The organism is Streptomyces sp. NPDC051563 (assembly GCF_044454225.1).
Lineage (GTDB): Bacteria > Actinomycetota > Actinomycetes > Streptomycetales > Streptomycetaceae > Streptomyces.
The window spans coordinates 127,442-150,078 of record NZ_JBITDL010000002.1 but is presented as its reverse complement, the minus strand read 5'-3'; the positions used below and the strand labels follow the sequence as shown (position 1 = coordinate 150,078).

General features: G+C 73.0%; 23 protein-coding genes. 4 read left to right on the top strand and 19 right to left on the bottom strand.

Annotation, left to right across the window (positions count from 1 at the left end; translation table 11 throughout):
- Positions 1-41 precede the first annotated feature (41 nt).
- On the top strand, positions 42-1,238 hold the full coding sequence (locus ACIA8F_RS02950; protein WP_399376372.1) for a methyltransferase domain-containing protein: 1,197 nt from the start codon (positions 42-44) through the stop codon (positions 1,236-1,238).
- On the opposite strand, the gene ACIA8F_RS02945 is transcribed toward ACIA8F_RS02950, so the two are convergent.
- From ACIA8F_RS02945 to tsaB, 5 genes are read right to left on the bottom strand one after another with little or no spacing between them, the layout of a single operon-like run.
- On the bottom strand, positions 1,218-1,871 hold the full coding sequence (locus ACIA8F_RS02945; RefSeq protein WP_399376371.1) for a hypothetical protein: 654 nt from the start codon (positions 1,869-1,871) through the stop codon (positions 1,218-1,220). The two genes, ACIA8F_RS02950 and ACIA8F_RS02945, sit on opposite strands and share 21 nt — an antisense overlap.
- Before the next feature lie 53 nt (positions 1,872-1,924).
- Positions 1,925-2,206: a hypothetical protein gene (locus tag ACIA8F_RS02940; RefSeq protein ID WP_399376370.1), complete on the bottom strand. Its 282-nt coding sequence runs from the start codon at positions 2,204-2,206 to the stop codon at positions 1,925-1,927.
- On the bottom strand, positions 2,203-3,360 hold the full coding sequence (gene tsaD, locus ACIA8F_RS02935; protein ID WP_399376369.1) for a tRNA (adenosine(37)-N6)-threonylcarbamoyltransferase complex transferase subunit TsaD: 1,158 nt from the start codon (positions 3,358-3,360) through the stop codon (positions 2,203-2,205). The genes ACIA8F_RS02940 and tsaD overlap by 4 nt, the downstream gene beginning before the upstream one ends.
- The gene (gene rimI / locus ACIA8F_RS02930; RefSeq protein WP_399376623.1) at positions 3,353-3,901 is read right to left on the bottom strand and encodes a ribosomal protein S18-alanine N-acetyltransferase; all 549 of its coding nucleotides are present in this window, start codon (positions 3,899-3,901) and stop codon (positions 3,353-3,355) included. Before rimI ends, tsaD begins: the two co-directional genes overlap by 8 nt.
- Before the next feature lie 29 nt (positions 3,902-3,930).
- Complete coding sequence (tsaB, locus tag ACIA8F_RS02925) at positions 3,931-4,608, bottom strand: tRNA (adenosine(37)-N6)-threonylcarbamoyltransferase complex dimerization subunit type 1 TsaB (protein ID WP_399376368.1); 678 nt, start codon at positions 4,606-4,608, stop codon at positions 3,931-3,933.
- Positions 4,609-4,754: 146 nt separating this feature from the next.
- On the opposite strand from tsaB, the gene ACIA8F_RS02920 reads away from it, so the two are divergent.
- Positions 4,755-5,312 carry a hypothetical protein gene (locus tag ACIA8F_RS02920; protein ID WP_399376367.1) on the top strand — a complete coding sequence of 186 codons (558 nt, stop codon included), beginning with the start codon at positions 4,755-4,757 and terminating at the stop codon, positions 5,310-5,312.
- A gap of 123 nt (positions 5,313-5,435) precedes the next feature.
- On the opposite strand, the gene ACIA8F_RS02915 is transcribed toward ACIA8F_RS02920, so the two are convergent.
- The 8 genes from ACIA8F_RS02915 to ACIA8F_RS02880 all read right to left on the bottom strand — a co-directional run bounded on the left by ACIA8F_RS02915 (position 5,436) and on the right by ACIA8F_RS02880 (position 13,421).
- A complete protein-coding gene (locus tag ACIA8F_RS02915; protein ID WP_399376366.1) occupies positions 5,436-5,651 on the bottom strand; it encodes a hypothetical protein in 216 nt (71 codons plus the stop codon).
- 129 nt (positions 5,652-5,780) lie between these two features.
- The gene (gene tsaE / locus ACIA8F_RS02910; RefSeq protein ID WP_399376365.1) at positions 5,781-6,302 is read right to left on the bottom strand and encodes a tRNA (adenosine(37)-N6)-threonylcarbamoyltransferase complex ATPase subunit type 1 TsaE; all 522 of its coding nucleotides are present in this window, start codon (positions 6,300-6,302) and stop codon (positions 5,781-5,783) included.
- Positions 6,286-7,431 (bottom strand): alpha/beta fold hydrolase, encoded by a 1,146-nt coding sequence (locus ACIA8F_RS02905; protein WP_399376364.1) that lies wholly within the window; start codon positions 7,429-7,431, stop codon positions 6,286-6,288. Before ACIA8F_RS02905 ends, tsaE begins: the two co-directional genes overlap by 17 nt.
- A 14-nt stretch (positions 7,432-7,445) precedes the next feature.
- Positions 7,446-8,582 carry an alanine racemase gene (gene alr / locus ACIA8F_RS02900; protein ID WP_399376363.1) on the bottom strand — a complete coding sequence of 379 codons (1,137 nt, stop codon included), beginning with the start codon at positions 8,580-8,582 and terminating at the stop codon, positions 7,446-7,448.
- Positions 8,583-8,783: 201 nt separating this feature from the next.
- A complete protein-coding gene (locus ACIA8F_RS02895) occupies positions 8,784-10,181 on the bottom strand; it encodes an NAD(P)H-hydrate dehydratase (protein ID WP_399376362.1) in 1,398 nt (465 codons plus the stop codon).
- 26 nt (positions 10,182-10,207) lie between these two features.
- A complete protein-coding gene (locus ACIA8F_RS02890) occupies positions 10,208-10,576 on the bottom strand; it encodes a holo-ACP synthase (RefSeq protein WP_399376361.1) in 369 nt (122 codons plus the stop codon).
- 79 nt (positions 10,577-10,655) lie between these two features.
- On the bottom strand, positions 10,656-12,503 hold the full coding sequence (glmS, locus tag ACIA8F_RS02885) for a glutamine--fructose-6-phosphate transaminase (isomerizing) (RefSeq protein WP_399376360.1): 1,848 nt from the start codon (positions 12,501-12,503) through the stop codon (positions 10,656-10,658).
- Between the two features lie 132 nt (positions 12,504-12,635).
- Entirely contained in the window at positions 12,636-13,421 is a 786-nt protein-coding gene (locus ACIA8F_RS02880; RefSeq protein ID WP_399376359.1) for a hypothetical protein, read from the bottom strand.
- A gap of 386 nt (positions 13,422-13,807) precedes the next feature.
- Between ACIA8F_RS02880 and coaA the strand changes: the two genes are divergently transcribed.
- Together coaA and ACIA8F_RS02870 are read left to right on the top strand one after the other, a co-directional pair.
- Entirely contained in the window at positions 13,808-14,821 is a 1,014-nt protein-coding gene (coaA, locus tag ACIA8F_RS02875) for a type I pantothenate kinase (protein WP_399376622.1), read from the top strand.
- A 49-nt stretch (positions 14,822-14,870) separates the two neighbouring features.
- The gene (locus tag ACIA8F_RS02870) at positions 14,871-15,824 is read left to right on the top strand and encodes a DUF389 domain-containing protein (protein WP_399376358.1); all 954 of its coding nucleotides are present in this window, start codon (positions 14,871-14,873) and stop codon (positions 15,822-15,824) included.
- 214 nt (positions 15,825-16,038) lie between these two features.
- On the opposite strand, the gene glmM is transcribed toward ACIA8F_RS02870, so the two are convergent.
- From glmM to truA, 6 genes are all read right to left on the bottom strand, one after another.
- Positions 16,039-17,397, bottom strand: a complete 1,359-nt coding sequence (gene glmM / locus ACIA8F_RS02865; protein ID WP_399376356.1) for a phosphoglucosamine mutase — start codon at positions 17,395-17,397, stop codon at positions 16,039-16,041.
- 133 nt (positions 17,398-17,530) lie between these two features.
- Positions 17,531-18,049 (bottom strand): 30S ribosomal protein S9, encoded by a 519-nt coding sequence (rpsI, locus tag ACIA8F_RS02860; protein ID WP_250751473.1) that lies wholly within the window; start codon positions 18,047-18,049, stop codon positions 17,531-17,533.
- Between the two features lie 46 nt (positions 18,050-18,095).
- On the bottom strand, positions 18,096-18,539 hold the full coding sequence (gene rplM / locus ACIA8F_RS02855) for a 50S ribosomal protein L13 (protein ID WP_112447734.1): 444 nt from the start codon (positions 18,537-18,539) through the stop codon (positions 18,096-18,098).
- A gap of 234 nt (positions 18,540-18,773) precedes the next feature.
- Positions 18,774-20,033, bottom strand: coding sequence for a glycosyltransferase family 87 protein (locus ACIA8F_RS02850; RefSeq protein ID WP_399376355.1), 1,260 nt, complete (start codon positions 20,031-20,033; stop codon positions 18,774-18,776).
- A gap of 66 nt (positions 20,034-20,099) precedes the next feature.
- Complete coding sequence (locus ACIA8F_RS02845; protein ID WP_399376354.1) at positions 20,100-21,719, bottom strand: ATP-binding cassette domain-containing protein; 1,620 nt, start codon at positions 21,717-21,719, stop codon at positions 20,100-20,102.
- A 59-nt stretch (positions 21,720-21,778) separates the two neighbouring features.
- A complete protein-coding gene (truA, locus tag ACIA8F_RS02840; RefSeq protein ID WP_327254489.1) occupies positions 21,779-22,630 on the bottom strand; it encodes a tRNA pseudouridine(38-40) synthase TruA in 852 nt (283 codons plus the stop codon).
- Positions 22,631-22,637 lie beyond the last annotated feature (7 nt).

The window sequence follows — 22,637 nt, the reverse complement described above, 5'->3', positions numbered from 1 at the left end:
ACACCGCGAGGGGAATCCGACCTTCCTCCGAGTGGCCCACCGTGGCCGACAATGGACCCGTGACCCCCGAAGACTTCGCCGCGCTCCTCGCCCCCGAGGGCCACGCCCTCCTCGACTCGCTCCGCGACTACGACCCCGCCCAGGAGCTCGCCGTCGCCACCCGGCTGCGCCGCGACCACCCCGCCGCACTGGTCTCCGCGGCCCTGGGACAGGCCCGGCTGCGCCAGCGGGCCGCCGCGAAGTTCGGGGCCGAGGACGCCGGCCGGATGTACTTCACCCCCGGCGGCGGGGAGATGGCCACGCGCGCCTCGGTGGCCTCCTACCGCGCCGAGCGGCTGGCCGCCCTGGGCGTACGCAGCCTCGCGGACCTCTGCTGCGGCATCGGCGGCGACGCCCTCGCGCTGGCCCGGCTCGGCATCCGCGTGCTGGCGGTGGACCACGATCCGCTGACCGTCGCCGTGGCGCGCGCCAATGCCGCGGCGCTGGGGCTGGCGGACCTGATCGAGGTCCGGGAGGCCGATGTGACGGAGGTCGACACCGCGGGCTACGACGCCGTCTTCATCGACCCGGCCCGCCGGGGCGGCCGGGGCCGGATCTTCGACCCGGAGTCCTATTCGCCGCCGCTGTCCTGGGCGATCGCCACCGCCCGCTCCGCGAAGATCGCCGCCATCAAGATCGCCCCCGGGATCCCGCACGAGGCGGTGCCCGCCGAGGCCCAGGCCGAGTGGATCTCCGACCAGGGCGATGTGAAGGAGGCCGTGCTGTGGTTCGGGACGGCCCCCGGCGAGATCCGCGCCACCCTGCTGCCCGGCCCGCGGGCGCTGGCGACCGCCGATCCGCTGCCCGACCCGGAGGCCGGTCCCGTCGGCCGCTACCTCTACGAGCCCGACGGCGCCGTGATCCGGGCCCACCTCGTGGCCGAGGTGGCCGAGCAGCTGGGGGGCCGGCTGATCGACCCGACCATCGCGTACATCACCGCCGACGAGCTGCACGAGACCCCGTACGCGACCTCGTACGAGATCACCGACGTGCTGCCGTTCGGGCTGAAGAAGCTCAAGGCGCTGCTGCGCGAGCGCGGGGTCGGCATCCTCACGGTGAAGAAGCGCGGTTCCGCCATCGAGCCCGAGGAACTGCGCAAGAAGGTCAAGCCGCAGGGGCCGAACTCCGCCACGGTGTTCCTGACCCGGGTCGCGGGAGCCCCCTCGATGCTGATCGGCTCACCGGCCGGCCGCCCCTGACGGCCCCTCGGGGCCCCGGCCGGCTCCTCCGAAGACCCGGATCGCCCACCGGTAGTGCGCGCCCGCCTTGCCCAGGCCCAGCAGGGCGGTGATCCACAGGATCATGCCGAGGCCCATGGTGTAGGCGACCTCCCCGTAGGTGTCGTCGCCGGGCCGGGCCGAAGCCGCCGAGCCGAAGGTCACCCAGAGTCCGAGCCCGCCCAGGGCGAAGGAGGACAGCAGCCAGACCAGGCTGCGCCCGGGTGCCCGTACGGCGGCGTCCACGGGCGGGTCGCGGTCCAGCTCCGCCCAGGCGCACAGCAGCCGGCGCACCTGCCGGTCCCGCTTGGCGCCCCAGGCGAACCAGAACCCGGCCGGTATCAGCACGCCCACGCCGAGCACGGCGAAGATCAGGCCGAAGAGGTACGCGAACGGGTCGTGCGTCTCGATGGCCATCAGGGCCATCCCGACGAAGGACCAGCCCAGGGCGAAGACCCCCGAGACCGCCCAGAGGAGCAGGAGCCGGCCCAAGCCCAGACTGCGCCGCCCGAGCTCCTCCAGGAAACGCGCACGGTCGGCCCGTACGGCATTCGCGTCGAGCCAGGCGCGCAGGTGCGCGGGAGGGGGCGGCGGCGGCAGGTCACGGCGGGGCATGCGCCTGACCATATCCGCACGCCAGTGCGGCCGGAGGACCGCCGGGCGGAGGCTCAGCTTCCGCCCGGCTCGCCGACCTCCACCGATTCGAAGCGCCAGCGGTGGACCGCCCGCGTGATCAAGTCGGCCGCGGGCTCCGGCAGTTCCGGCAGATCGGCGCCGATCCCCCCGTCGGTCTCCCACCAGGTGATGACGAGCACCCGGTCCTGCGGGGCGCTGAACACCTCGCGCCGCAGCGGGTCTTGGGCCAGGATCTGCGAACGGGCCCACTCCAGCAGCTCGTTGGCCCGTCCTGGCACGGAGCGGGCCTCCCACATCAGCGCGATGGTGCTCACGAGTACAGGTTGTCCTTGCTCAGCTCGTGCACGTGATCGTGGTCGTGCGCACGGCCGTGGCCGTGGGCGTGCCCGTGGCCCTCGCCGTCCTCGGGGGAATGGCCGTGGGAATGGCCGGGAACGTGCGGGTCGGTCACCGGCAGCGAGGAGTCCGCCGACAGGTCCCAGTCCGAGGGGGCCCTGTTCCGCTTGACCATCTCCGCGCCCAGCGCCGCCACCATCGCGCCGTTGTCCGTGCACAGCTTCGGCCGCGGCACCCGCAGGATGATCCCCGCGTCGTCGCACCGCTCCTGGGCGAGCGAGCGCAGCCGGGAGTTGGCCGCGACCCCGCCGCCGATCATCAGGTGGTCGACGCCCTCGTCCTTGCACGCGCGGATCGCCTTGCGCGTCAGGACGTCCACCACGGCCTCCTGGAAGGAGGCCGCCACGTCGCGCACCGGCACGTCCTCGCCCGCCTTGCGCTTCGCCTCGATCCAGCGGGCGACCGAGGTCTTGAGCCCGGAGAAGGAGAAGTCGTACGGGGCGTCGCGCGGACCCGTCAGCCCGCGCGGGAAGTTGATCGCCTTCGGGTCCCCCTCGCGCGCGAGCCGGTCGATGACCGGGCCGCCGGGGAAGCCCAGCTGCAGGACGCGCGCGATCTTGTCGAAGGCCTCGCCCGCCGCGTCGTCGATGGTCGCGCCGAGCGGCCGTACGTCGGAGGTGATGTCGGGGGCCAGCAGCAGCGAGGAGTGCCCGCCGGAGACCAGCAGCGCCATCGTCGGCTCGGGCAGCGGCCCGTGCTCCAGCTGGTCGACGCAGATGTGCGAGGCCAGGTGGTTCACCCCGTACAGCGGCTTGCCCAGTGCGTACGCGTAGGCCTTGGCGGCGGAGACGCCCACGAGCAGGGCTCCCGCGAGGCCGGGGCCGGCGGTGACGGCGATGCCGTCGAGGTCGCGGGCGCTGACCCCGGCCTCCTTCAGGGCGCGCTCGATGGTGGGGACCATCGCCTCCAGGTGCGCGCGGGAGGCCACCTCGGGCACGACCCCGCCGAAGCGGGCGTGCTCGTCGACGCTCGACGCGATGGCGTCCGCGAGCAGCGTGGTGCCGCGGACGACGCCGACGCCGGTCTCGTCGCAGGAGGTCTCGATGCCGAGGACGAGCGGTTCGTCAGCCATGGGTCGTCTCACCTTGCAGGGGTACGGAGTCGGGGAGTGCGGAATCGGGGTCTGCTTGGTCTGCGGCGTCCGCGGGGTCCGCGTGCTCCACGGGCACCGCCGGATCGGACACGCGACGCATCACGAGGGCGTCCACGTTGCCCGGCTGGTAGTAGCCGCGCCGGAAGCCGATCGGCTCGAAGCCGAAGCGCGCGTAGAGCTTCTGGGCCCGGACGTTGTCGACCCTCACCTCCAACAGCACCTCGGCGCACTCGAACGCGGTGGCGGCGCGCAGCAGCTCGGTCAGCAGCCGGGCACCGAGCCCGGTGCCCCACTGGTCGCGGGCCGCGGCGATGGTCTGTACGTCGGCCAGGTCACCGGCGGCGGCCAGCCCGGCGTAGCCGACCAGCCGGCCCGCCTCCTCCGCCACCACGTAGCGGCGCGTGGCGCCGGGGCCGCGGGCGTGGGCGAGCTCGGACCAGAACATCCCGGCCGACCAGGCGTCCTCGGGGAACAGCTCGTGCTCCAGCTCCAGCACGGGCTCGATGTCCCACCAGCGCATCTCGCGCAGGACGACGGCTGAGGTGGCTGTCACTGCGGGGTGACCACCTTGTAGTTCTTGGGCACCTCGGCGTCGGGCCGGCGCAGGTAGAGCGGGACGGGCGGCATCCCGTCGGCGTTCTCGAACGCCTCCCCCGCCGCCAGCCGGTGTGCGGCCAGGGCGGCCAGCGCGGCGGCGCTCTGGTGCTCGGGGGCCCGGGCGTCGGTGAAGACCTCCGGGTAGAGCTGCGCCCCCTGACCGACGGCGGGCAGTCCGGCGACGCGCTCGGCGATGTCGGCCGGCCGGTCCACCGCGGGCTCGCCGGACCGGGTGCGGGGGTCCTCGTAGCGCGCCCAGTAGACCTCCTTGCGGCGGGCGTCGGTGGCCACGACGAAGGGGCCCTCGATCCCGGCCGCGCCGGCCGCGTAGGCCAGGCCGTCGAGGGTGCACAGCCCGTGGACGGGCACGCCGAGGACGGAGGCGAAGGTGGACGCGGTCACGAGGCCGACGCGCAGTCCGGTGTAGGGGCCGGGGCCGACCCCGACGACGATGCCGGTGACGGCTTCGAGCTTCACCCCCGCCTCGGTGAGGACCTTGTCCACGGAGGGCAGCAGGAGCTCCCCGTGGCGGCGGGCGTCGACCTGGTTCGACTCGGCGAGGACGGACTCGCCGTCGTGCAGGGCGACGGTGACGGCGGGCGTGGCGGTATCTACAGCGAGCAAGAGCACGCGAACAGCCTACGACTCCGGGGCCCCCGGCCTTTGCGGCCGGTCTGCGGGCACCCCTGCTGCTACCTTCGGACCAGGTGTCGGGGTGTGATCGTCCGCCCGGCACCGGACTGGCATCGACTGACCATGCGGAGAGGTGGAGCAAGGTGGCACGCAGCAGCTCGGGAATCGTGGCCGGGCTCACCGTCGGGGCGCTCGCCGTCGTCGGTTTCCTCGGCTACCAGGCGTCCGCCTCCGCTCCCGCGCTCCCGCCGAAGGCCGTCGCCCAGAGCCCGGTGCCCGCGCCCAGCGACTCCGCTCCGGCCAAGACGGACCCGGCGAAGCCGGTGGCCCTGCCGGCCGGATCCGGCACCGGGGTGCGGGTCGTGTACTCGCTGAGCGCCAAGCGCGTGTGGCTGGTGGGACCCACCGGGGAGCCCAAGTCCTTCGCGGTGGTGCCGAGCACGGTGCATCCGGCGCCGGGCAGCTACACGGTGGGCGGCCGCACGGGCGCGGTGACCGGCTCGGACGGGGTGCCGATCGAGCACGTCGTCCGGTTCGCGAGTCCGCAGGGCGTCACGGTCGGCTTCAGCGCCCGGGTGGACAACACCCTGCCGGCGCCCGACCCGGCCAAGAAGACCGGCGGCGTCCGCATGCTGCGCGCCGACGGGGACGCGATGTGGGCATTCGCGACGATCGGCTCGAAGGTCGTCGTCGTTCCCTGACCCGGCCCGGCCCGGTCGGCCGGGAGGTCCTCGCGACCGACCGGCTCCGACACGCCAAGTTCACTCGTACGGGGACTGCGCCACCGGGACCCTCGCCCGGTTCGGGGCCCTCTCCGGACCGCTTCAGGCCGCTTCGGACTCCGGGGCGGCCTGTTCGTCTTCCTGCGCACCCTGCGCCCCGTCCGGTACGGGACCGGGCTCCGGGGCGTGTTCGCGCGCGGGCGGGGTCGACACGGCGCTGGCGGCGGCGCCCGCGGCGAGCAGCGCCCTCATCGACACCGCGGACACCGCGGACACCGCGGACGGACGGGGGACGCCCGCTGCTCCTGTTGCCGACATGGCTGCCTCCTGGCCGGGGCCAGCCCGTACTTAGGTACGCCTAACCAGCCCTCTGTACCATGTGACCACGCGCCCCGCCGCCCGCGCAATATCTTCCCGACGACTTGTCGGAACGTTTCCCGCCGCGGGCTACTCCGACAGCACGCCCGCGAGGCTCTCCAGACCCGCCCCGGCCGACCAGCGGGCACCGATCCCGCGGACCGTGACCTCGCGGACGTCGTCCAGGACCTCCTCGTGGCCCACCGCCCGGCGGATCAGCACGTGCAGGCGGTCGTCGGACAGCTCCTCGACCTTGCCGTCGCCCCACTCCACGACGACGACGGACTCGGGCAGCGAGACGTCGAGGTCCAGGTCCTCCATCTCGTCGAGCCCGCCGCCGAGCCGGTACGCGTCCACGTGCACCAGCGCCGGACCGCCGGTCAGCGAGGGGTGGACCCGGGCGATCACGAAGGTCGGCGAGGTCACGGCCCCGCGCACGCCCAGCCCCTCGCCGAGGCCGCGGGTCAGGGTGGTCTTCCCGGCGCCGAGCTCCCCGGTCAGCAGCACGAGGTCGCCGGGGCGCAGCAGCCCGGCGATCCGGCGTCCGAGGTCCTGCATGGCGTCGGGCGAGCCGACGGTGACGTGCGTGTGCGTCTCAGGTACTTCTTCCATGCCCGCCAACGTTAGCCGCTGCGGGCACCGTCCCGGTGCGCGCGAGCAGCTCGATGAGCAGCCGGGTCACGGTGTCCGGCCGCTCCAGCATCATCAGGTGCCCGGCGGACTCCAGGACGACCAGCTCCGCGGAGGGCAGCGCCTCCTTGATGGCCAGGCTGTGGTCGGGCGGGGTGACCATGTCGCCGTCCCCGGCGATGACGGTGACGGGGATGTCCGCGAGCCGCTGGAGCGCGGCCGTCTTGTCGTGCGCCTGGAAGGCCGGGTAGAACTCGGCGACCACGTCGATGGGCGTGGCCTCGATGAGCCGCTCGGCGAAGCGGGCCACGGCCGGGTCCACGTCGCGCGAGGCGAAGGAGTACATCTTCACCATGCCGGCGAACAGGTCGGCGGTGGCCCGCCGGCCCTTCTCCACCAGCTCCACCTGGGTGCCGAGGGCCTTGAGCACCCCGGGCAGCAGCTTCCGTACCGTCGAGAAGCCCAGCGAGGGCAGCCCGTACGTGACCTCGTCCAGCCGGCCGCTGGAGGTGCCGACCAGCGCCACCCCGGCCACCCGGTCCCGGATCAGATCGGGGAACTCCTGGGCCAGTCCCATGATGGTCATTCCGCCCATCGAGTGACCGACCAGGATCAGCGGGCCCTCGGGTGCGGCGGCGTCGATGACGGCCTTCAGGTCGCGGCCGAGCTGTTCGAAGGTGACGGGCTCGCCGGCGGCCTGCGCCAGGCCGCGCGCGCTGCGGCCGTGGCTGCGCTGGTCCCAGTAGACGGCGCGGACCAGACCGCGCAGGGCGGCGCGCTGGAAGTGCCAGGAGTCCTGCGCGAGGCAGTAGCCGTGGCAGAACACCACGGTCGGGCGGGCCGGGGCCTTGCGGCGCAGCCGGCGGCGCTTGGTCTCCTCGGGCAGCTCGTCGACCTCGTAGTAGAGGGCGGTGCCGTCCTCGGCCCGGGCGGTGCCGGGGGTGCCGCGCAGGGATCCGTAGTCCCCGGTCGCGTCGAGCGCGAGGCGCGCCTTCATCCGCATGCCGCGGCCGACGGTGATCCGTTCGACCGCGACCCCGGCCGCCGCACCGGCGGCTATCACGCCGATGGCGGCGCCGGCCCAGCCCGCCTTGCGCCAGTTCTCACTCACGCCGCCTCGCTCACTCAGCCGTTGAGGTACACGCGGGGGACCCGGACCCCGATACGGGTGACGATCTCATACGCGATCGTGTGCGCCGCTCGAGCCCAGTCCTCGGCGGTGGGTTCGCCGCGCTCCGCGTCCCCGAAGAGGACCGCCTCGTCGCCGACGCGGGCGTGGCCGCCCTCCAGGTCGACGACGAACTGGTCCATGGCGACGCGTCCGGCGACGGTGCGGATGCGGCCGCCGACGAGCACCGGGCCGGCCCCGGATGCCTGCCGCGGGACGCCGTCGGCGTAGCCCGCCGGGATCAGCGCGAGGCTGGTCTCGCCCTCGGTGACGTAGTGGTGGCCGTAGCTGACGCCGTGCCCGGCCGGGACCGTCTTGACCAGGGCCACGGAGGCCTTGAGGGCCATCGCGGGCCGCAGTCCGAGCTGGGCGGAGGTGCCGAGCTCGGGCGCGGGCGAGACCCCGTAGACGGCGATGCCGCAGCGGACCAGGTCGAAGTGGGACTCGGGGAGGGTGAGCGTGGCCGGCGAGTTGGCGATGTGCCGGACCTCGGGCTCGACTCCCTCCTTCTCCGCGTACGCGAGCATGTCGCGGAAGGCGGTCAGCTGGAGCTGGATGGACGGATGACCCGGCTCGTCGGCGCAGGCGAAGTGCGACCAGACTCCGGTGATGCGGACGGTCCCCTCGGACTGTGCGGCGACGGCCGCGGTCACCAGGGCCTCCCAGTCGGCGGGCTGGCAGCCGTTGCGGCCCAGGCCCGTGTCGGCCTTGAGCTGGATCCTGGCCGTCAGTCCGGCGGCGCGGGCGGCCTCCCGTACCTCGTCCAGGGCCCACAGCGCGCTGACGGACACGTCGATACCGGCCTCGACGGCCTCCCGCCACGGCCCGCCGGGGGTCCACAGCCAGCACAGGACGGGCCCTTCGAGCCCGGCGGCGCGCAGCGCGAGGGCCTCCTCGGGCGTGGCGGTCCCCAGCCAGCCCGCTCCGGCCTCCTGTGCGGCCCGGGCGCAGGCCACGGCCCCGTGCCCGTAGGCGTCCGCCTTGACGACGGCCATCAGTGCGGAACGGGGCGCCCGCTCGCGCAGGGCCCGTACATTCGCCCGGACGGCGTCAAGATCGATCTCGGCGTACACGCGCGCGGCTGTCTCGTTCATCCCCCACAGTCTCTCAGAGCCCCGCCCACCGGGCCGAACAGGCGCCCACCCCCGGCGGGCCGGTCAGCCGGGGCGGCTGCGCCGGAACCTGCCCGCACGTCCAGGCCGGCCGCCGGCCAAATCCAGCCCCGCCGGCGTTTGAGGCGCGGGGGCCCGGGGGCGGCGCCCCCGGCAACGGCGCCGCACCGGACTGCCCACGGCCTAGCCGCGGGTGACCTCCCGCCACGCCCGGGGCAGGCCTTCGGCCACCTGGTGGGCCAGGAGGGGGCCTCCGGTGAGGCGGGCCGACAGGCCGTGGAGGTAGGCGGCCACCGACCCGGCGTCCAGGGCCGGCAGCCCGGACGCCAGCAGGGACCCCGCCAGCCCGGACAGCACGTCCCCGCTCCCGGCGGTGGCCAGCCACGGGGTCCCGGTCGGGTTCACCCGGAGCGGCCCGGGCCCGGCCGGGGCGATCAGGGTCGTCGACCCCTTGAGCAGCGCCACCGCCCCGTACCGCTCCGCGAGCGCCCGTACGGCCTCCAGCCGCCCCGCCTCGACCGTCTCCCGCGCGAGCCCCAGCAGCGCCGCCGCCTCCCCCGCGTGCGGGGTCAGCAGGGTCGGGGCCGCCCGGGCCCGCAGCTCCCCGGGGTCCAGCCCGCGCAGCCCGTCCGCGTCCACGAGCACCGGTACCGGCTGCGCCAGCGCCTCCCGCACCTCCGGCCCGCCCTCGTCGCCCAGTCCCGGCCCGACCACCCAGGCCTGCACCCGGCCGGTCCCGATCAGCGTCTCCGGGTACCGGGCCAGTACGGCGTCGGCCACCGCCGGCGGCCCCACGTAGCGCACCGCGCCCGCGCCGCCCCGCAGCGCCCCCGCCACCGCGAGCACCGCCGCGCCCGGGTAGCGCGAGGACCCGGCGACGATCCCGAGGACGCCGCGCCGGTACTTGTCGCTGGCCGCCGTCGGCTCCGGCAGCAGCGCGGCCACGTCGGCGTGCTGCAGGGCCTCCGCCTCGGGGGGCCCGAAGGTCAGCCCGATGTCCACCAGGTGCAGGACGCCCGCCCGCGAGGCCCCCGGGTCGATCAGCAGGCCCGGCTTGTACGCCCCGAAGGTCACCGTCACGTCCGCCGTCACGGCGGCTCCGGCCACTTCCCCGGTGTCCGCGTCCACCCCGCTCGGCAGGTCCACCGCGACGACCACCGCGCCCGCCGGGATCCGCTCCACCAGCGCGGCGGCGGCCGGCCGCAGCGCGCCCCGGCCGCCGATCCCGACCAGCCCGTCGAGCACCAGGTCGGCGCGGTCGGGCACGGCTGCGGCGAGGCGCCCGCCGGCGGCCCGCAGGGCGGCAAGTCCGCCCGCGTGCACCCGGTCCGGGTCCATCGCGACGGCCGTCACCCCGGCCCCGCGCCGGGCCAGCTTCGCGCCCGCGTAGAGGGTGTCGCCGCCGTTGTCCCCCGGGCCGACCAGCAGCAGTACCCGGGACCCGTACACGCGGGGCAGCAGCCGCACGCAGACGGCGGCCAGTCCGGCCGCCGCCCGCTGCATCAGGGTGCCTTCGGGCAGCCGGGCCATCAGCTCGCGCTCGGCGGCCCGTACGGTCTCCACGCTGTAAGCAGTACGCATGGCACCAGCCTGCCCGAAGAAGGTGGCTATCCCTCGGCGATGACCACGGCGGAGGCGATGCCCGCGTCGTGGCTGAGCGAGATGTGCCAGGACCGCACGCCCAGGGCCAGCGCCCGCGCCTCCACCGTTCCGGACACCCGCAGCCGCGGCTGTCCGCTGGCCTCGACGTACACCTCGGCGTCCGTCCACAGCAGCCCGGCGGGCGCGCCGAGCGCCTTGGCGAGCGCCTCCTTGGCGGCGAACCGGGCGGCGAGCGAGGCGGTCCCGCGCCGCTCGCCGCCCGGCAGGGTCAGCTCCGCGTCGACGAACAGACGCCCGGCCAGGCCGGGCGTGCGCTCCAGTGCGGCACCGAACCGCTCGATCTCCGCCACATCGATACCGACGCCGATAATCACAACAACAGCTCCAGCCCAGCCAGCTACTCCACGGTCACCACTGTGCTCAATTGTCGGCGACCTGATCCGCTCGCCGCGCTCACTCCACGGTCACCGACTTGGCGAGGTTGCGCGGCTGGTCCACCTCGTTGCCGCGCGCCGTCGCCAGCTCGCAGGCGAACACCTGCAGCGGCACCGTGGCCACGAGCGGCTGGAGCAGCGTCGGGGTGGCCGGGATGCGGATGAGGTGGTCGGCGTACGGGACCACCGCCTCGTCCCCCTCCTCGGCGATCACGATGGTCCGCGCCCCGCGCGCCCGGATCTCCTGGATGTTGGACACGATCTTGTCGTGCAGCACCGAGCGTCCGCGCGGCGACGGTACGACGACCACCACCGGCAGGTCCTTCTCGATGAGCGCGATCGGCCCGTGCTTGAGCTCGCCCGCCGCGAAGCCCTCGGCGTGCATGTACGCCAGCTCCTTGAGCTTGAGCGCGCCCTCCAGCGCCACCGGGTAGCCGACGTGGCGCCCCAGGAACAGCACGGTGTTCTTGTCGGCGAGCGAGCGCGCCAGCTCCCGTACCGGTTCCATGGTCTCCAGGACGGTGTCCACCGCCGCGGCGATGTCCGACAGCTCCCGGATCACGGACCGGATCTCGTCGCCCCACTTCGTGCCCCGGACCTGCCCGAGGTAGAGGGCGACCAGGTAGCAGGCCACGAGCTGCGTCAGGAAGGCCTTCGTCGAGGCGACGGCCACCTCGGGCCCGGCGTGCGTGTACAGGACGGCGTCGGACTCGCGCGGGATCGTCGAGCCGTTCGTGTTGCAGATGGCCAGCACCTTGGCGCCCTGCTCGCGGGCGTGGCGCAGCGCCATCAGGGTGTCCATCGTCTCGCCGGACTGCGAGATCGCGATCACCAGCGTCCGCTGGTCCAGGATCGGGTCGCGGTAGCGGAACTCGCTGGCCAGCTCCGTCTCGCAGGGGATGCGCGTCCAGTGCTCGATGGCCAGCTTCGCGATCATGCCCGCGTGGTACGCCGTGCCGCAGGCCACGATCACGACCTTGTCGACCTCGCGCAGCACCGAGTCGGGGATGCGCACCTCGTCGAGGGTCAGCAGGCCGTTCGCGTCGATCCGGCCCAGGAGGGTGTCGGCGACGGCCTTCGGCTGCTCGGCGATCTCCTTGAGCATGAAGTAGTCGTAGCCCCCCTTCTCGGCCGCGGAGGCGTCCCAGTCCACGTGGTACGCCCGTACGTTCGCGGGCGAGCCGTCGAAGTCGGTCACCGTGACCCCGTCGCGGCGCAGCTCCACGACCTGGTCCTGCCCCAGTTCGATCGCGGAGCGGGTGTGGGCGATGAAGGCGGCCACGTCGGACGCGAGGAAGTTCTCGCCCTCTCCGACGCCCACCACGAGCGGCGAGTTGCGGCGCGCGCCGACCACCACGTCCGGCTGGTCGGCGTGCACGGCGACCAGGGTGAAGGCCCCGTCGAGACGCCGGCACACCTGCCGCATGGCCTCCGCCAGGTCCCCCGCGGCCTCGAACCGCTCGGCCAGCAGGTGGGCCACGACCTCGGTGTCCGTCTCGGACTCCAGCCGGTGCCCGCGCTCGGCGAGCTCGGCCCGCAGCGCGGCGAAGTTCTCGATGATCCCGTTGTGCACGACGGCCACGCGCCCCGAATTGTCGAGGTGCGGGTGGGCGTTGACGTCGGTGGGCCCGCCATGGGTGGCCCACCGGGTGTGTCCGAGCCCCGTGGAACCGGCCGGCAGCGGGTGCCCGACCAGCTCCTTCTCCAGATTGACCAGCTTGCCGGCCTTCTTGACGGCGGCGAGTTCCCCGTCGGCGAGCACGGCGACACCCGCCGAGTCGTAGCCGCGGTACTCCAGCCGCTTGAGTCCGGCAATGACCACATCGAGCGCCGACTGCGCTCCCACGTAACCCACGATTCCGCACATAAGCCGCAGGGTACGCCGTAGTTGGCTCGGCGCCCGGTACCTGAACCGGACGAAAAAACCCGCCCCGGCGAATGAGCCGGGGCGGGGGTGGGGCGAGGGTGGGGCGGGGGTGACGCGTGTTCGAACGGGTGGTCAGCCGAGCTTCTTGACCTGCGCCGCGACGACGGCCTTCGGCTGCTCGGCGGTACCGGCCAGGCTGATGGCGGAGAAGGTGACGAGGGAGCTGCCCTTGCGCACGACCACGAGCTCCGTCGTGGCCTTGTCCCCCGAGTCGTCCAGTTCGAGGGTGTAGGCGAGCGCCTCGTCCCCCGCGGTCACCGGGGCGGCCGGGGAGACCTTGCTGATCTTGCCCGCGTCCCCGCCCGTCCGGATCCCGAACCCGCCCGCGCAGGTCGTGCCCGCGCTCTTGAGGGAGGCGAAGGCCTCCTCCGCGCCCTTGCCGTCGTACGAGGACAGGGCGACGGCCGTGACGGTCGACCCGAGGGCGTTCAGCCCCGCCTTCGCCTTCTCCGCCTCGCTCGCGTCCGGGTCCGCGTCCTGCTTCGGCTTGGCCACGCCCTTGATCCGCGCGGTTCCCGCGGGGGCGCCGACCGGGGCCATCGACTGCGCCTGGACCAGCGGGAGGCACGCGGCGACGTCGCTGGCGAGGTCCGTGCCGGCCTTGATCTCCTCGTCGGTGGCCGGCTTGAGGACGTGGTCGGGCAGGTCGGCCTGGGCCACGAGCAGCGGCGCGAGCTCGGCGGCCGTCTTGCCCTTGGCGCCCGCGGCCGCCGGGGCGGAGGTGGCGGGCTTGGTGTCGGGCTTCGCGTCGGACTTCCCGTCGGCCGTGCCGGAGGAGCCGCCGCAGGCCGTGGCGAGCAGTGCCAGCGACACGGCCGAGGCGGACAGGACGGTACGGCGGAAGAATGCGGTGCGCACGGTGGTGTTCCCCCCACAGGAAATGATCTACGGTTCACGGCGGCCGGAGCCGCCGTGATCACCACCGTACGGGGCCCCCGTGCCCGTGCTCCACCGATATGTGCGCGCCCCACGCATCGTGATGCCCACGAGACCTCACGGCCCTCCGATCGATACCGCCCCGCGCACAACCCACCCGGCTCGGGACATAGGACCCGGGTCCACGTGACCGACCACACCACCCACGGCGGCCCGTGACCCGTGACAATGGCCGTGTGATCTCTTCGCCGCCACGAAGCACGCCGGACCGCGCAACGGAGCGCCCCGACGGACCGGAGCACCCGACGCAGCCCGAGCACGCCCCGCAGCCCGCGCACCCCGAGCACGCCGCGCACCCGGAGCACGCCGTGCATCCGGAGCACGCCCCGCGCCCCGAGCACGCCGCGCACCCCACGCGCCGCCGGGGCCACGAGGCCTCCCCCTACGTGGACCTCACCCGTGCCGAGTGGAGCGCCCTGCGCGAGCGCACCCCGCTCCCGCTGACGGCCGACGAGGTCGAGCGGCTGCGCGGACTGGGCGACGTCATCGACCTCGACGAGGTACGCGACGTCTACCTGCCGCTCTCGCGCCTGCTGAACCTGTACGTCGGCGCCACCAGCAACCTGCGCGGCACCCTCAACACCTTCCTCGGCGACGCCGGCAACGGCCACGGCGCCCAGACGGGCACCCCCTTCGTCATAGGGGTCGCCGGCTCGGTCGCCGTGGGCAAGTCCACCGTGGCCCGTCTCCTCCAGGCGCTGCTGGCCCGCTGGCCGGAGCACCCGCGCGTGGAGCTGGTCACCACCGACGGCTTCCTGTACCCGATGAAGGAGCTGGAGCGCCGCGGCCTGACCGCCCGCAAGGGCTTCCCCGAGTCCTACGACCGCCGCGCGCTGACCCGCTTCGTCGCCGACATCAAGGCGGGCAAGGACGAGGTCACGGCCCCGGTCTACTCCCACCTGATCTACGACATCGTCCCCGACGAGCGGCTCGTCGTGCGCCGTCCCGACATCCTGATCGTCGAGGGGCTCAACGTCCTGCAGCCCGCCATGCCGGGCAAGGACGGCCGCACCCGGGTGGGTCTCGCCGACTACTTCGACTTCAGCGTGTACGTGGACGCCCGCCCCGAGGACATCGAGCGCTGGTACCTCAACCGGTTCCGCAAGCTGCGCGAGACGGCGTTCCAGAACCCCTTCTCCTACTTCCGCAAGTACACGCAGGTGTCGGAGGAGGAGGCGCTGGAGTACGCGCAGACGATGTGGCGCACCATCAACAAGCCCAACCTGCTGGAGAACGTGGCTCCGACCCGCGGCCGCGCCACCCTCGTCGTCCGCAAGGGCCCGGACCACAAGGTGCAGAAGCTGAGTCTGCGCAAGCTCTGAGCCGCCACGCCACGGGAAACCGGAGGCCGCCGGAGGCTAGGGTGCGGCCATGCTGCATCTACGGATGATCATTCCGTCGGACCGGACCGACGCCGTGGTCCGGATCGTCGAGAGGACGGTCGGGACCACCCATCTGGCCGTGCTGCCCGGCGCCGCCCGCATCCCGGCGGGCGACATCGTCCTGTGCGACGTCGCGCGCGAGGCGGGTGACGAGCTCCTGAACGAGCTCCGCGCGCTCGGCATCGAGAAGGACGGCTCGATCGCGGTCGAGAACATCGACCTGTCCCTCTCCGACCGCGCCGACCGGGCCGAGGAGGAGGCCCCGGGCGAGGCGGCCGACGCCGTCCTGTGGGAGCAGTTGAGCGAGGCGACCCACGAGGAGTCCACCCTCAGCATCACCTACAGCGCCTTCATGATCGTCGCGACGATGATCGCGGCCTGCGGCGTGGTCCTCGACAACGCGATCCTCATCGTGGGCGCGATGGCCGTCGGCCCGGAGTTCGGCCCGCTCGCCGGGGTCTGCACGGGCCTGGTGCAGCGCACCCCCCGGCTGGCCGCCCGCTCGCTGACCGCCCTGCTGGTGGGCTTCGCCGCCGCGATGGCCGCGACCACCGTGTTCACCCTGGCCATGGACGCGCTCGGCCTCTTCCACCACGGCATGCTGGACAAGCCCCGGCCGAACACCAGCTTCATCTGGCAGCCGGACCTGTTCTCGTTCGTCGTGGCGGTGCTCGCCGGCGTGGCCGGGGTGCTCTCCCTGACCTCGGCGAAGTCCGGCGCGCTGGTCGGCGTCGCGATCTCGGTGACCACGGTCCCGGCGGGCGCCAACGCGGCCGTGGCGCTCGCCTACGGGGAGTTCGGCCAGATGTGGGGCTCGGTTCAGCAGCTGCTGCTGAACCTCTTCGGCATCATGCTGGCCGGCGTCCTGACCCTGCTCGCCCAAAAGCTCCTGTGGCGCACCCAGCGGGGCCGCTGGCGGCGCCGGACGCCGGCCAAGGCCTGAGCCCCCGTCACACGTCGTGGGGGGGGGGCCCCCGCCCCCGGGGGGGGGGGGCGGGGGGCCCCGCACAGCCCCCGGGCCCCGGAGAGCCGGGGCGCGACACCAACCCCCCCCCCCCGCGGGCGCGCCCCCGCCCCCGCCCCGGGGCGCCCCCCGCCCCCCCCGGCGCGCCCCGCCCCCCCCCCCCCCCCCCCCCCCCCCGACGGTCGGGCGGGCTCTAGCCGAGCGCCGACTTCACCACGTCCGCGAGGCGGCCGGCGACCGAGCGGGCCTGCTCGATGTCGGCGGCCTCCACCATCACGCGGACCAGGGGCTCGGTGCCCGAGGAACGCAGCAGCACGCGCCCGGTCGTACCGAGCTCCCGCTCCGCTTCGGCGACGGCCGCGGCCAGCTCGCCCGAGGTGGTGACCCGCGACTTGTCCACGTCGGGGACGTTGACCAGCACCTGCGGCAGCCGCGTCATGATCCCGGTCAGCTCGGCCATGGACTTGCCGGTGGCCGCGATCCGGGCCGCCAGCATCAGGCCGGTCAGGGTGCCGTCGCCGGTGGTCGCGTGGTCGAGGATGATCACGTGGCCGGACTGCTCGCCGCCCAGCGCGTACCCGTGCTCCTTCATCGACTCCAGGACGTACCGGTCGCCGACGCCGGTCTGCACGACGTTGATGCCCTCGGCCTCCATGGCCAGCTTGAAGCCCAGGTTCGACATCACGGTGGCGACGACGGTGTCCTCGCGCAGGTGCCCGGCCTCGCGCATCGCCAGCGCGAGCACCGCGAGGATCTGGTCCCCGTCGACCTCCTCGCCGTTGGCGTCCACGGCGAGGCAGCGGTCGGCGTCCCCGTCGTGCGCGATGCCGAGGTCGGCCCCGTGCTCGACGACGGCCTGCTTGAGCAGACCGAGGTGGGTGGAGCCGCAGCCGTCGTTGATGTTCAGGCCGTCGGGCTCGGCACCGATGGTGACGATCTCCGCGCCGGCCCGGGTGAAGGCCTCGGGCGAGACGTAGGCCGCCGCGCCGTGCGCCTCGTCCAGGACCACCTTGAGGCCGTCGAGGCGGTTCGGCAGGACGCCCATGAGGTGGGCGACGTACTTGTCGAAGCCCTCGGTGTAGTCGGAGACGCGACCGACGCCGGCGCCGGTCGGGCGGTCCCACGGAGCACCGGTGCGGTGGTCCTCGTAGACCGCCTCGATCCGGTCCTCCAGCTCGTCGGCGAGCTTGTGACCGCCGCGCGCGAAGAACTTGATGCCGTTGTCGGGCATGGCGTTGTGGCTGGCCGAGAGCATGACGCCGAGGTCGGCGCCCAGCGCACCGGTGAGATACGCCACCGCCGGGGTGGGCAGCACACCGACGCGCAGGACGTCCACGCCCGCGCTCGCGAGGCCCGCGACGACTGCGGCCTCCAGGAACTCACCCGAGGCCCGGGGGTCCCGGCCGACGACGGCGGTGGCCCGATGGCCCGCGAAGGTGCCCGCCTCGGCCAGTACGTGCGCGGCCGCCACGGAGAGACCGAGCGCGAGCTCGGCCGTCAGATCCGCGTTGGCGACGCCTCGTACACCGTCCGTCCCGAAGAGTCGTCCCACTGTTGTCCTCCCGAGTTCACACTTCGCTATGACCAGTTGTGCAAGTTATTTTGCCGCTTTTGGCGGTAAACGAACCGCCCCGGCAGCACACAGAGTGCTGCCGGGGCGGATTCGTGCTGAACAGCAGGCGAAATTAACGCTTGCTGTACTGCGGAGCCTTACGGGCCTTCTTGAGACCGGCCTTCTTGCGCTCGACCGCACGGTCGTCGCGGGAGAGGAAGCCGGCCTTCTTCAGCGCCGGGCGGTTGTTGTCCACGTCCGCCTCGTTCAGCGCACGGGCCACACCGAGGCGCAGGGCGCCGGCCTGGCCGGACACGCCGCCACCCGAGATGCGGGCGATGACGTCGTAGCGGTTGTCGAGCTCGAGCAGCTTGAACGGCTCGTTGACTTCCTGCTGGTGCACCTTGTTGGGGAAGTAGTCCTCAAGGGTGCGACCGTTGATCTTCCACTTGCCGGTGCCCGGAACGATCCGGACGCGGGCGATGGCGTTCTTGCGACGGCCCAGGCCGGCGGCCGGCTGGGGGTCGCCGAAGCGGCCGGCAAGGGACTCGGACGTGTAGTCACCCTCGACTACGTCCGCGGTCTCGGTGGTGTATTCCTCGACGTTGCCCTCGAACTCTTCGACGACGGTCTCGGCGGTGGTCTCGGCCACGATGCTCCTCAGAAGTTTCTTGTCTTAGGGGGTGTGGTGGCCGGAACTACTGCGCGACCTGGGTGATCTCGAACGGCACCGGCTGCTGGGCAGCGTGGGGGTGCACATCGCCCGAGTAGACCTTCAGCTTCGAGAGCATCTGACGGCCCAGGGTGTTCTTGGGGATCATGCCCTTGATGGCCTTCTCGACGGCCTTCTCCGGGTTGTTCGCCAGGAGGTCGTCGTAGCGGACCGAACGCAGACCACCCGGGAAGCCGGAGTGGCGGTACGCCATCTTCTGGGTCGCCTTGTTGCCGGACAGGTGAACCTTGTCGGCGTTGATGATGATGACGAAGTCGCCCATGTCCATGTGGGGGGCGTAAGTCGGCTTGTGCTTACCCCGCAGGAGGGTAGCGGCCTGGGTCGCCAGACGGCCGAGGACAACATCCTGGGCGTCGATGACGTGCCACTGGCGCGAGATGTCGCCGGGCTTGGGGCTGAACGTACGCACGCGTATGCCTTCGCTTCTTCAGTGGTGGGTCATCCCCGGGGGGTGAGCCCGAGGGACGGGTCCTGACATGGGTCACCACGGACGATCACGACAGCCCTGGTTCACATCGGAGACGCAACCCGTGTGTACCGCTGGTCATCGGCCCGGTGGACCGGCGCAAGGCAAATTCACGTGAGAATGAGAAAGCCAATACGCATAACGAACCAGCAGGGTACCCCTGAAGACCTGGAAGGGTCAAAACGCGGTCCGCGATCCCGTCTCGACGGGCTTCGCGGCGCACTCCGGTTCGGTCCTGGGTGGGGACCCCGTAGTTGTTACGGGTTCCAGAGTAACCCGGATCGGACGCAGTGCCCGACGCGCCAGCAGACCCGCGAGGGAGCACAGGGTCACCATGTCCCGGAATGCCCGCCTTTTGGCCTCGAACTCCGAGGGCCACGGAATGCCCGCGGTCTGGGGCACCAGGGCCACCCAGAACCAGGGCGAGCGCGGCATCGAGCCCGGCCGCACCCCCGAGGCCAGCAGCAGCGGGAGCACCACGATCAGGTAGTGGTCGAAGGAGGGCCGCGAGACCAGGAATGCGGCGAGCATCACCATGCAGGCCGTCTCCACCAGCCGCAGCTCGCCCGCGTCGCCGTCCGCCTCGACCGGCCGGCGCCACCGCCGCCAGGTCGCCCACAGTCCGCACCCGGCCCCCGCGAAGGCCAGCGTCACGGCCACCCCGGCGGGCACCCCCAGCCGCGGCAGCGCCGCGATCGGCGAGGCGTCCCAGGGCAGTGCGTAGGAATCCTGGCCCTGCAGCAGGAACGGCAGGGTCTTGGTGAAGAACAACATCGGGTGCGGCATCATCAGCGCCCCCGCCAGCGAGAGCCCCACGGGCACCCCCACCGCCAGCGCCAGCCCCCGCCACTGCCGCGCCAGCAGGAAGAGCAGCCCGACCGGCACCAGCATCGGCTTGCACGCGATGGCCAGGCCCACCACCAGCCCGGCCGCGGCCCAGTGCTTGCGGTGCGCCAGCAGCAGCGCCACCGGCAGGGCGGCGGCGGAGATGGCCGTCCAGTTCGCGATCTGCACGAGGTTGATGTACGGCTTGTACGCCAGCGCGAACAGCGCGAAACCGCCGACCGCGAGCCGCGAGCGTACCGGTACGGAGAACAGCCGCAGCGAGGCCCACCAGCCGAGGCCCACGAGCCCGGTCATCCCCAGCGGCAGCACGCAGCGCAGCAGCGGCGCCGGCAGCAGGGCCTCGGGGATCGCCATGATCACGGCGCTGGGCAGGTAGAGGAACCGCTTGTCCTCGTACGGGGAGACCCCGGAGAGCAGGGCGTCGGCCGCCTTGACCACGAAGGCGTTGTCGGAGCCCCAGTTCTCCCGCAGGCTCGCCGAGACCGCCACCGACAGCAGGATCACCAGGCCCACGAAACGCCAGGACCGGGGGGCCGGCCGCAGCAGCCAGGCCACCCCCCGGTCCCAGGAGGACGGGCTGTCCCACTTCATGACCCAGACACTCGGCCGCAGCCCCACAACGAAGTCCCCTCGACCCAAGCCGGGGGCGGTCTACCCCTAGCGCTTTCGCTCGACCCTACGTTCGTCCCAGACGGGCTCCGTAGTCTCCCGTACAACACCGTCTGAACCGAAGACCAGGTAACGGTCAAAAGTGCGCGCGAACCACCGGTCGTGCGTGACGCACAGCACAGTGCCGTCGTACGCCTCCAGCCCGTCCTGCAGCGCTTCCGCCGATTCCAGGTCCAGGTTGTCCGTCGGCTCGTCGAGGAGCAGCGCCGTCGTACCGGCCAGCTCCAGCAGCAGGATCTGGAAACGCGCCTGCTGGCCTCCCGAGAGCCGCTCGAAGGGCTGCTCGCCCTGGCGCTCCAGCTCGTAGCGGCGCAGGGCGCCCATCGCCTGGCCGAGCGGCTTGGCCGCCTCCGTCCACAGGATGTCGACGAGCGTGCGCCCGAACAGCTCGGGGTGGGCGTGGGTCTGCGCGAAGTGGCCGGGGACCACGCGGGCGCCGAGCTTCCACGTGCCCGTGTGCTTGACGTCCTCCCCCGCCATCAGGCGCAGGAAGTGCGACTTCCCGGAGCCGTTCGAGCCCAGGACCGCGACCCGCTCCCCGTAGAAGACCTCCAGGGAGAAGGGCTTCATCAGCCCGGTGAGCTCCAGGTTCTCCACCGTGAGGGCGCGCACGCCCGTACGGCCGCCCTTGAGCCGCATCTTGATGTCCTGCTCGCGCGGCGGCTCGGGCGGCGGGCCGGCCTCCTCGAACTTCTTGAAGCGGGTCTGCATCGCGTGGTACCGCGAGGCCATGTCCGGGCTGCTCGCGGCCTGGCCGCGCAGGCGCAGCACCAGGGCCTTCAGCCGGGCGTGCTCCTCGTCCCAGCGCCGCTTGAGCTCCTCGAAGCGCGCGAAGCGCTCCTTGCGGGCGGCGTGGAACGTGCTGAAGCCCTCGCCGTGCACCCAGACGTCGGAGCCGTTCGGGCTCGCCTCCAGGCTGATGATCTTCTCGGCCGCCTGGGTCAGCAGCTCCCGGTCGTGGCTGACGAAGAGCACCGTCTTGCGGGTGGCCGCCAGCTGCTCCTCCAGCCACCGCTTGCCGGGGACGTCGAGGTAGTTGTCCGGCTCGTCGAGCAGCAGCACCTCGTCCGGCCCGCGCAGCAGCGCCTCCAGGACCAGCCGCTTCTGCTCACCGCCCGAGAGCGTGCGCACCTCGCGGAACTGCGCCGAGTCGTACGGGATCGCCAGCGCGGCCATCGTGCAGACGTCCCACAGCGTCTCCGCCTCGTACCCCTGCACGTCGGCCCAGTCACTCAGCGCCTGCGCGTACTGCATCTGGGCGGCCTCGTCGTCCACCGTCAGGATCAGCTGTTCGGCGCGGTCCACCGCCTTGGCGGCCTCCCGCAGCCGCGGCTGGGCCACCGAGACCAGCAGGTCCCGTACGGTCGTCTCGTCGCGGACCGAGCCCACGAACTGCGACATCACGCCCAGCCCGCCGGTGACGGTCACGCCGCCGCCGTGCGGCTGGAGCTCGCCGGAGATCATCTTCAGCAGCGTGGTCTTGCCGGCCCCGTTCGCCCCGACCAGGGCGACGACCGACCCCTCCCCCACCCGGAAGGAGACGTCGGGGAGCAGGACCCGCCCGTCGGGAAGGTAGTACTCCAGGTGGCTGGCTTCGAGATGTCCCATGCGGGGCATTGTCCAGGTCCGGCCCCGATCCGCCCAAACGAGTTACCCGGCCGCGAGGGCTAGCAGCAGCCGGCTCCGGGCAGCGTCCGCAGGTTCCGCGCTTCCTTGCTGCGGGCGGCCAGCAGCTCGTCGGCCGGGTAGCCGACCTCCTCCAGGGTCAGCCCGTGCGGCTTGACCACGTGCACCGAGGAGTCCCGTACGGCCGCGGCCAGCACCTTGCCGGGCCAGTCGGTCGTCCGGTGGCCGTCGCCGACGTGCAGCAGGGCGCCGACCAGCGAGCGGACCATGTTGTGGCAGAAGGCGTCGGCGCGCACGGTGGCGGTGATGATCCCCTCCGCGTCCCGCTCCCAGCTGAGCTGCTGGAGGGTGCGGATGGTCGTGGCGCCCTCGCGCTTCTTGCAGTACGCGGCGAAGTCGTGCTCGCCCACCAGCGCGGCGGCGGCCTCGTTCATGGCGTCCACATCGAGCGGCCACTGGTACCAGAGCACGTGCCCGCGGCGCAGCGGGTCCACGCCGGCCTGGTGGTCGCCCACGCGGTAGGCGTAGCGGCGCCAGATCGCGGAGAACCGCGCGTTGAACCCGGCGGGGGCTTCGGCGGCCTTCCACACCCGGACGTCGTGCGGCAGCCGTCCGGCGAGGCGGCGCAGCAGCTTGTCCCGGTGCTCGGCCCACACCTCGTCGCGCACGTCGAACTGCGCGACCTGCCCCCGCGCGTGCACGCCCGCGTCGGTCCGGCCGGCGACGGTCAGCTCCACCGGGTCGGGCAGCCGCATCACGGTCTGCAGGGCCGACTCCAGCTCTCCCTGGACGGTCCGCAGCACGCGCTGCTTCGCCCAGCCGGAGAAGTCCTTGCCGTCGTAACTCAGGTCCAGCCTGACCCGGACGTGCCCGGGCTCCACCTCGTCACTCACGTGACAG

Bases quoted from the DNA above. Each gene is read 5' to 3' on its own strand.
- ACIA8F_RS02945 (WP_399376371.1), bottom strand. From the start codon at position 1,871: ATGCCCCGCCGTGACCTGCCGCCGCCGCCCCCTCCCGCGCACCTGCGC.
- tsaD (WP_399376369.1), bottom strand. From the start codon at position 3,360: ATGGCTGACGAACCGCTCGTCCTCGGCATCGAGACCTCCTGCGACGAG.
- rimI (WP_399376623.1), bottom strand. From the start codon at position 3,901: ATGCGCTGGTGGGACATCGAGCCCGTGCTGGAGCTGGAGCACGAGCTG.
- ACIA8F_RS02915 (WP_399376366.1), bottom strand. From the start codon at position 5,651: ATGTCGGCAACAGGAGCAGCGGGCGTCCCCCGTCCGTCCGCGGTGTCC.
- tsaE (WP_399376365.1), bottom strand. From the start codon at position 6,302: ATGGAAGAAGTACCTGAGACGCACACGCACGTCACCGTCGGCTCGCCC.
- alr (WP_399376363.1), bottom strand. From the start codon at position 8,582: ATGAACGAGACAGCCGCGCGCGTGTACGCCGAGATCGATCTTGACGCC.
- ACIA8F_RS02895 (WP_399376362.1), bottom strand. From the start codon at position 10,181: ATGCGTACTGCTTACAGCGTGGAGACCGTACGGGCCGCCGAGCGCGAG.
- glmS (WP_399376360.1), bottom strand. From the start codon at position 12,503: ATGTGCGGAATCGTGGGTTACGTGGGAGCGCAGTCGGCGCTCGATGTG.
- ACIA8F_RS02870 (WP_399376358.1), top strand. From the start codon at position 14,871: ATGCTGCATCTACGGATGATCATTCCGTCGGACCGGACCGACGCCGTG.
- ACIA8F_RS02850 (WP_399376355.1), bottom strand. From the start codon at position 20,033: ATGAAGTGGGACAGCCCGTCCTCCTGGGACCGGGGGGTGGCCTGGCTG.
- ACIA8F_RS02845 (WP_399376354.1), bottom strand. From the start codon at position 21,719: ATGGGACATCTCGAAGCCAGCCACCTGGAGTACTACCTTCCCGACGGG.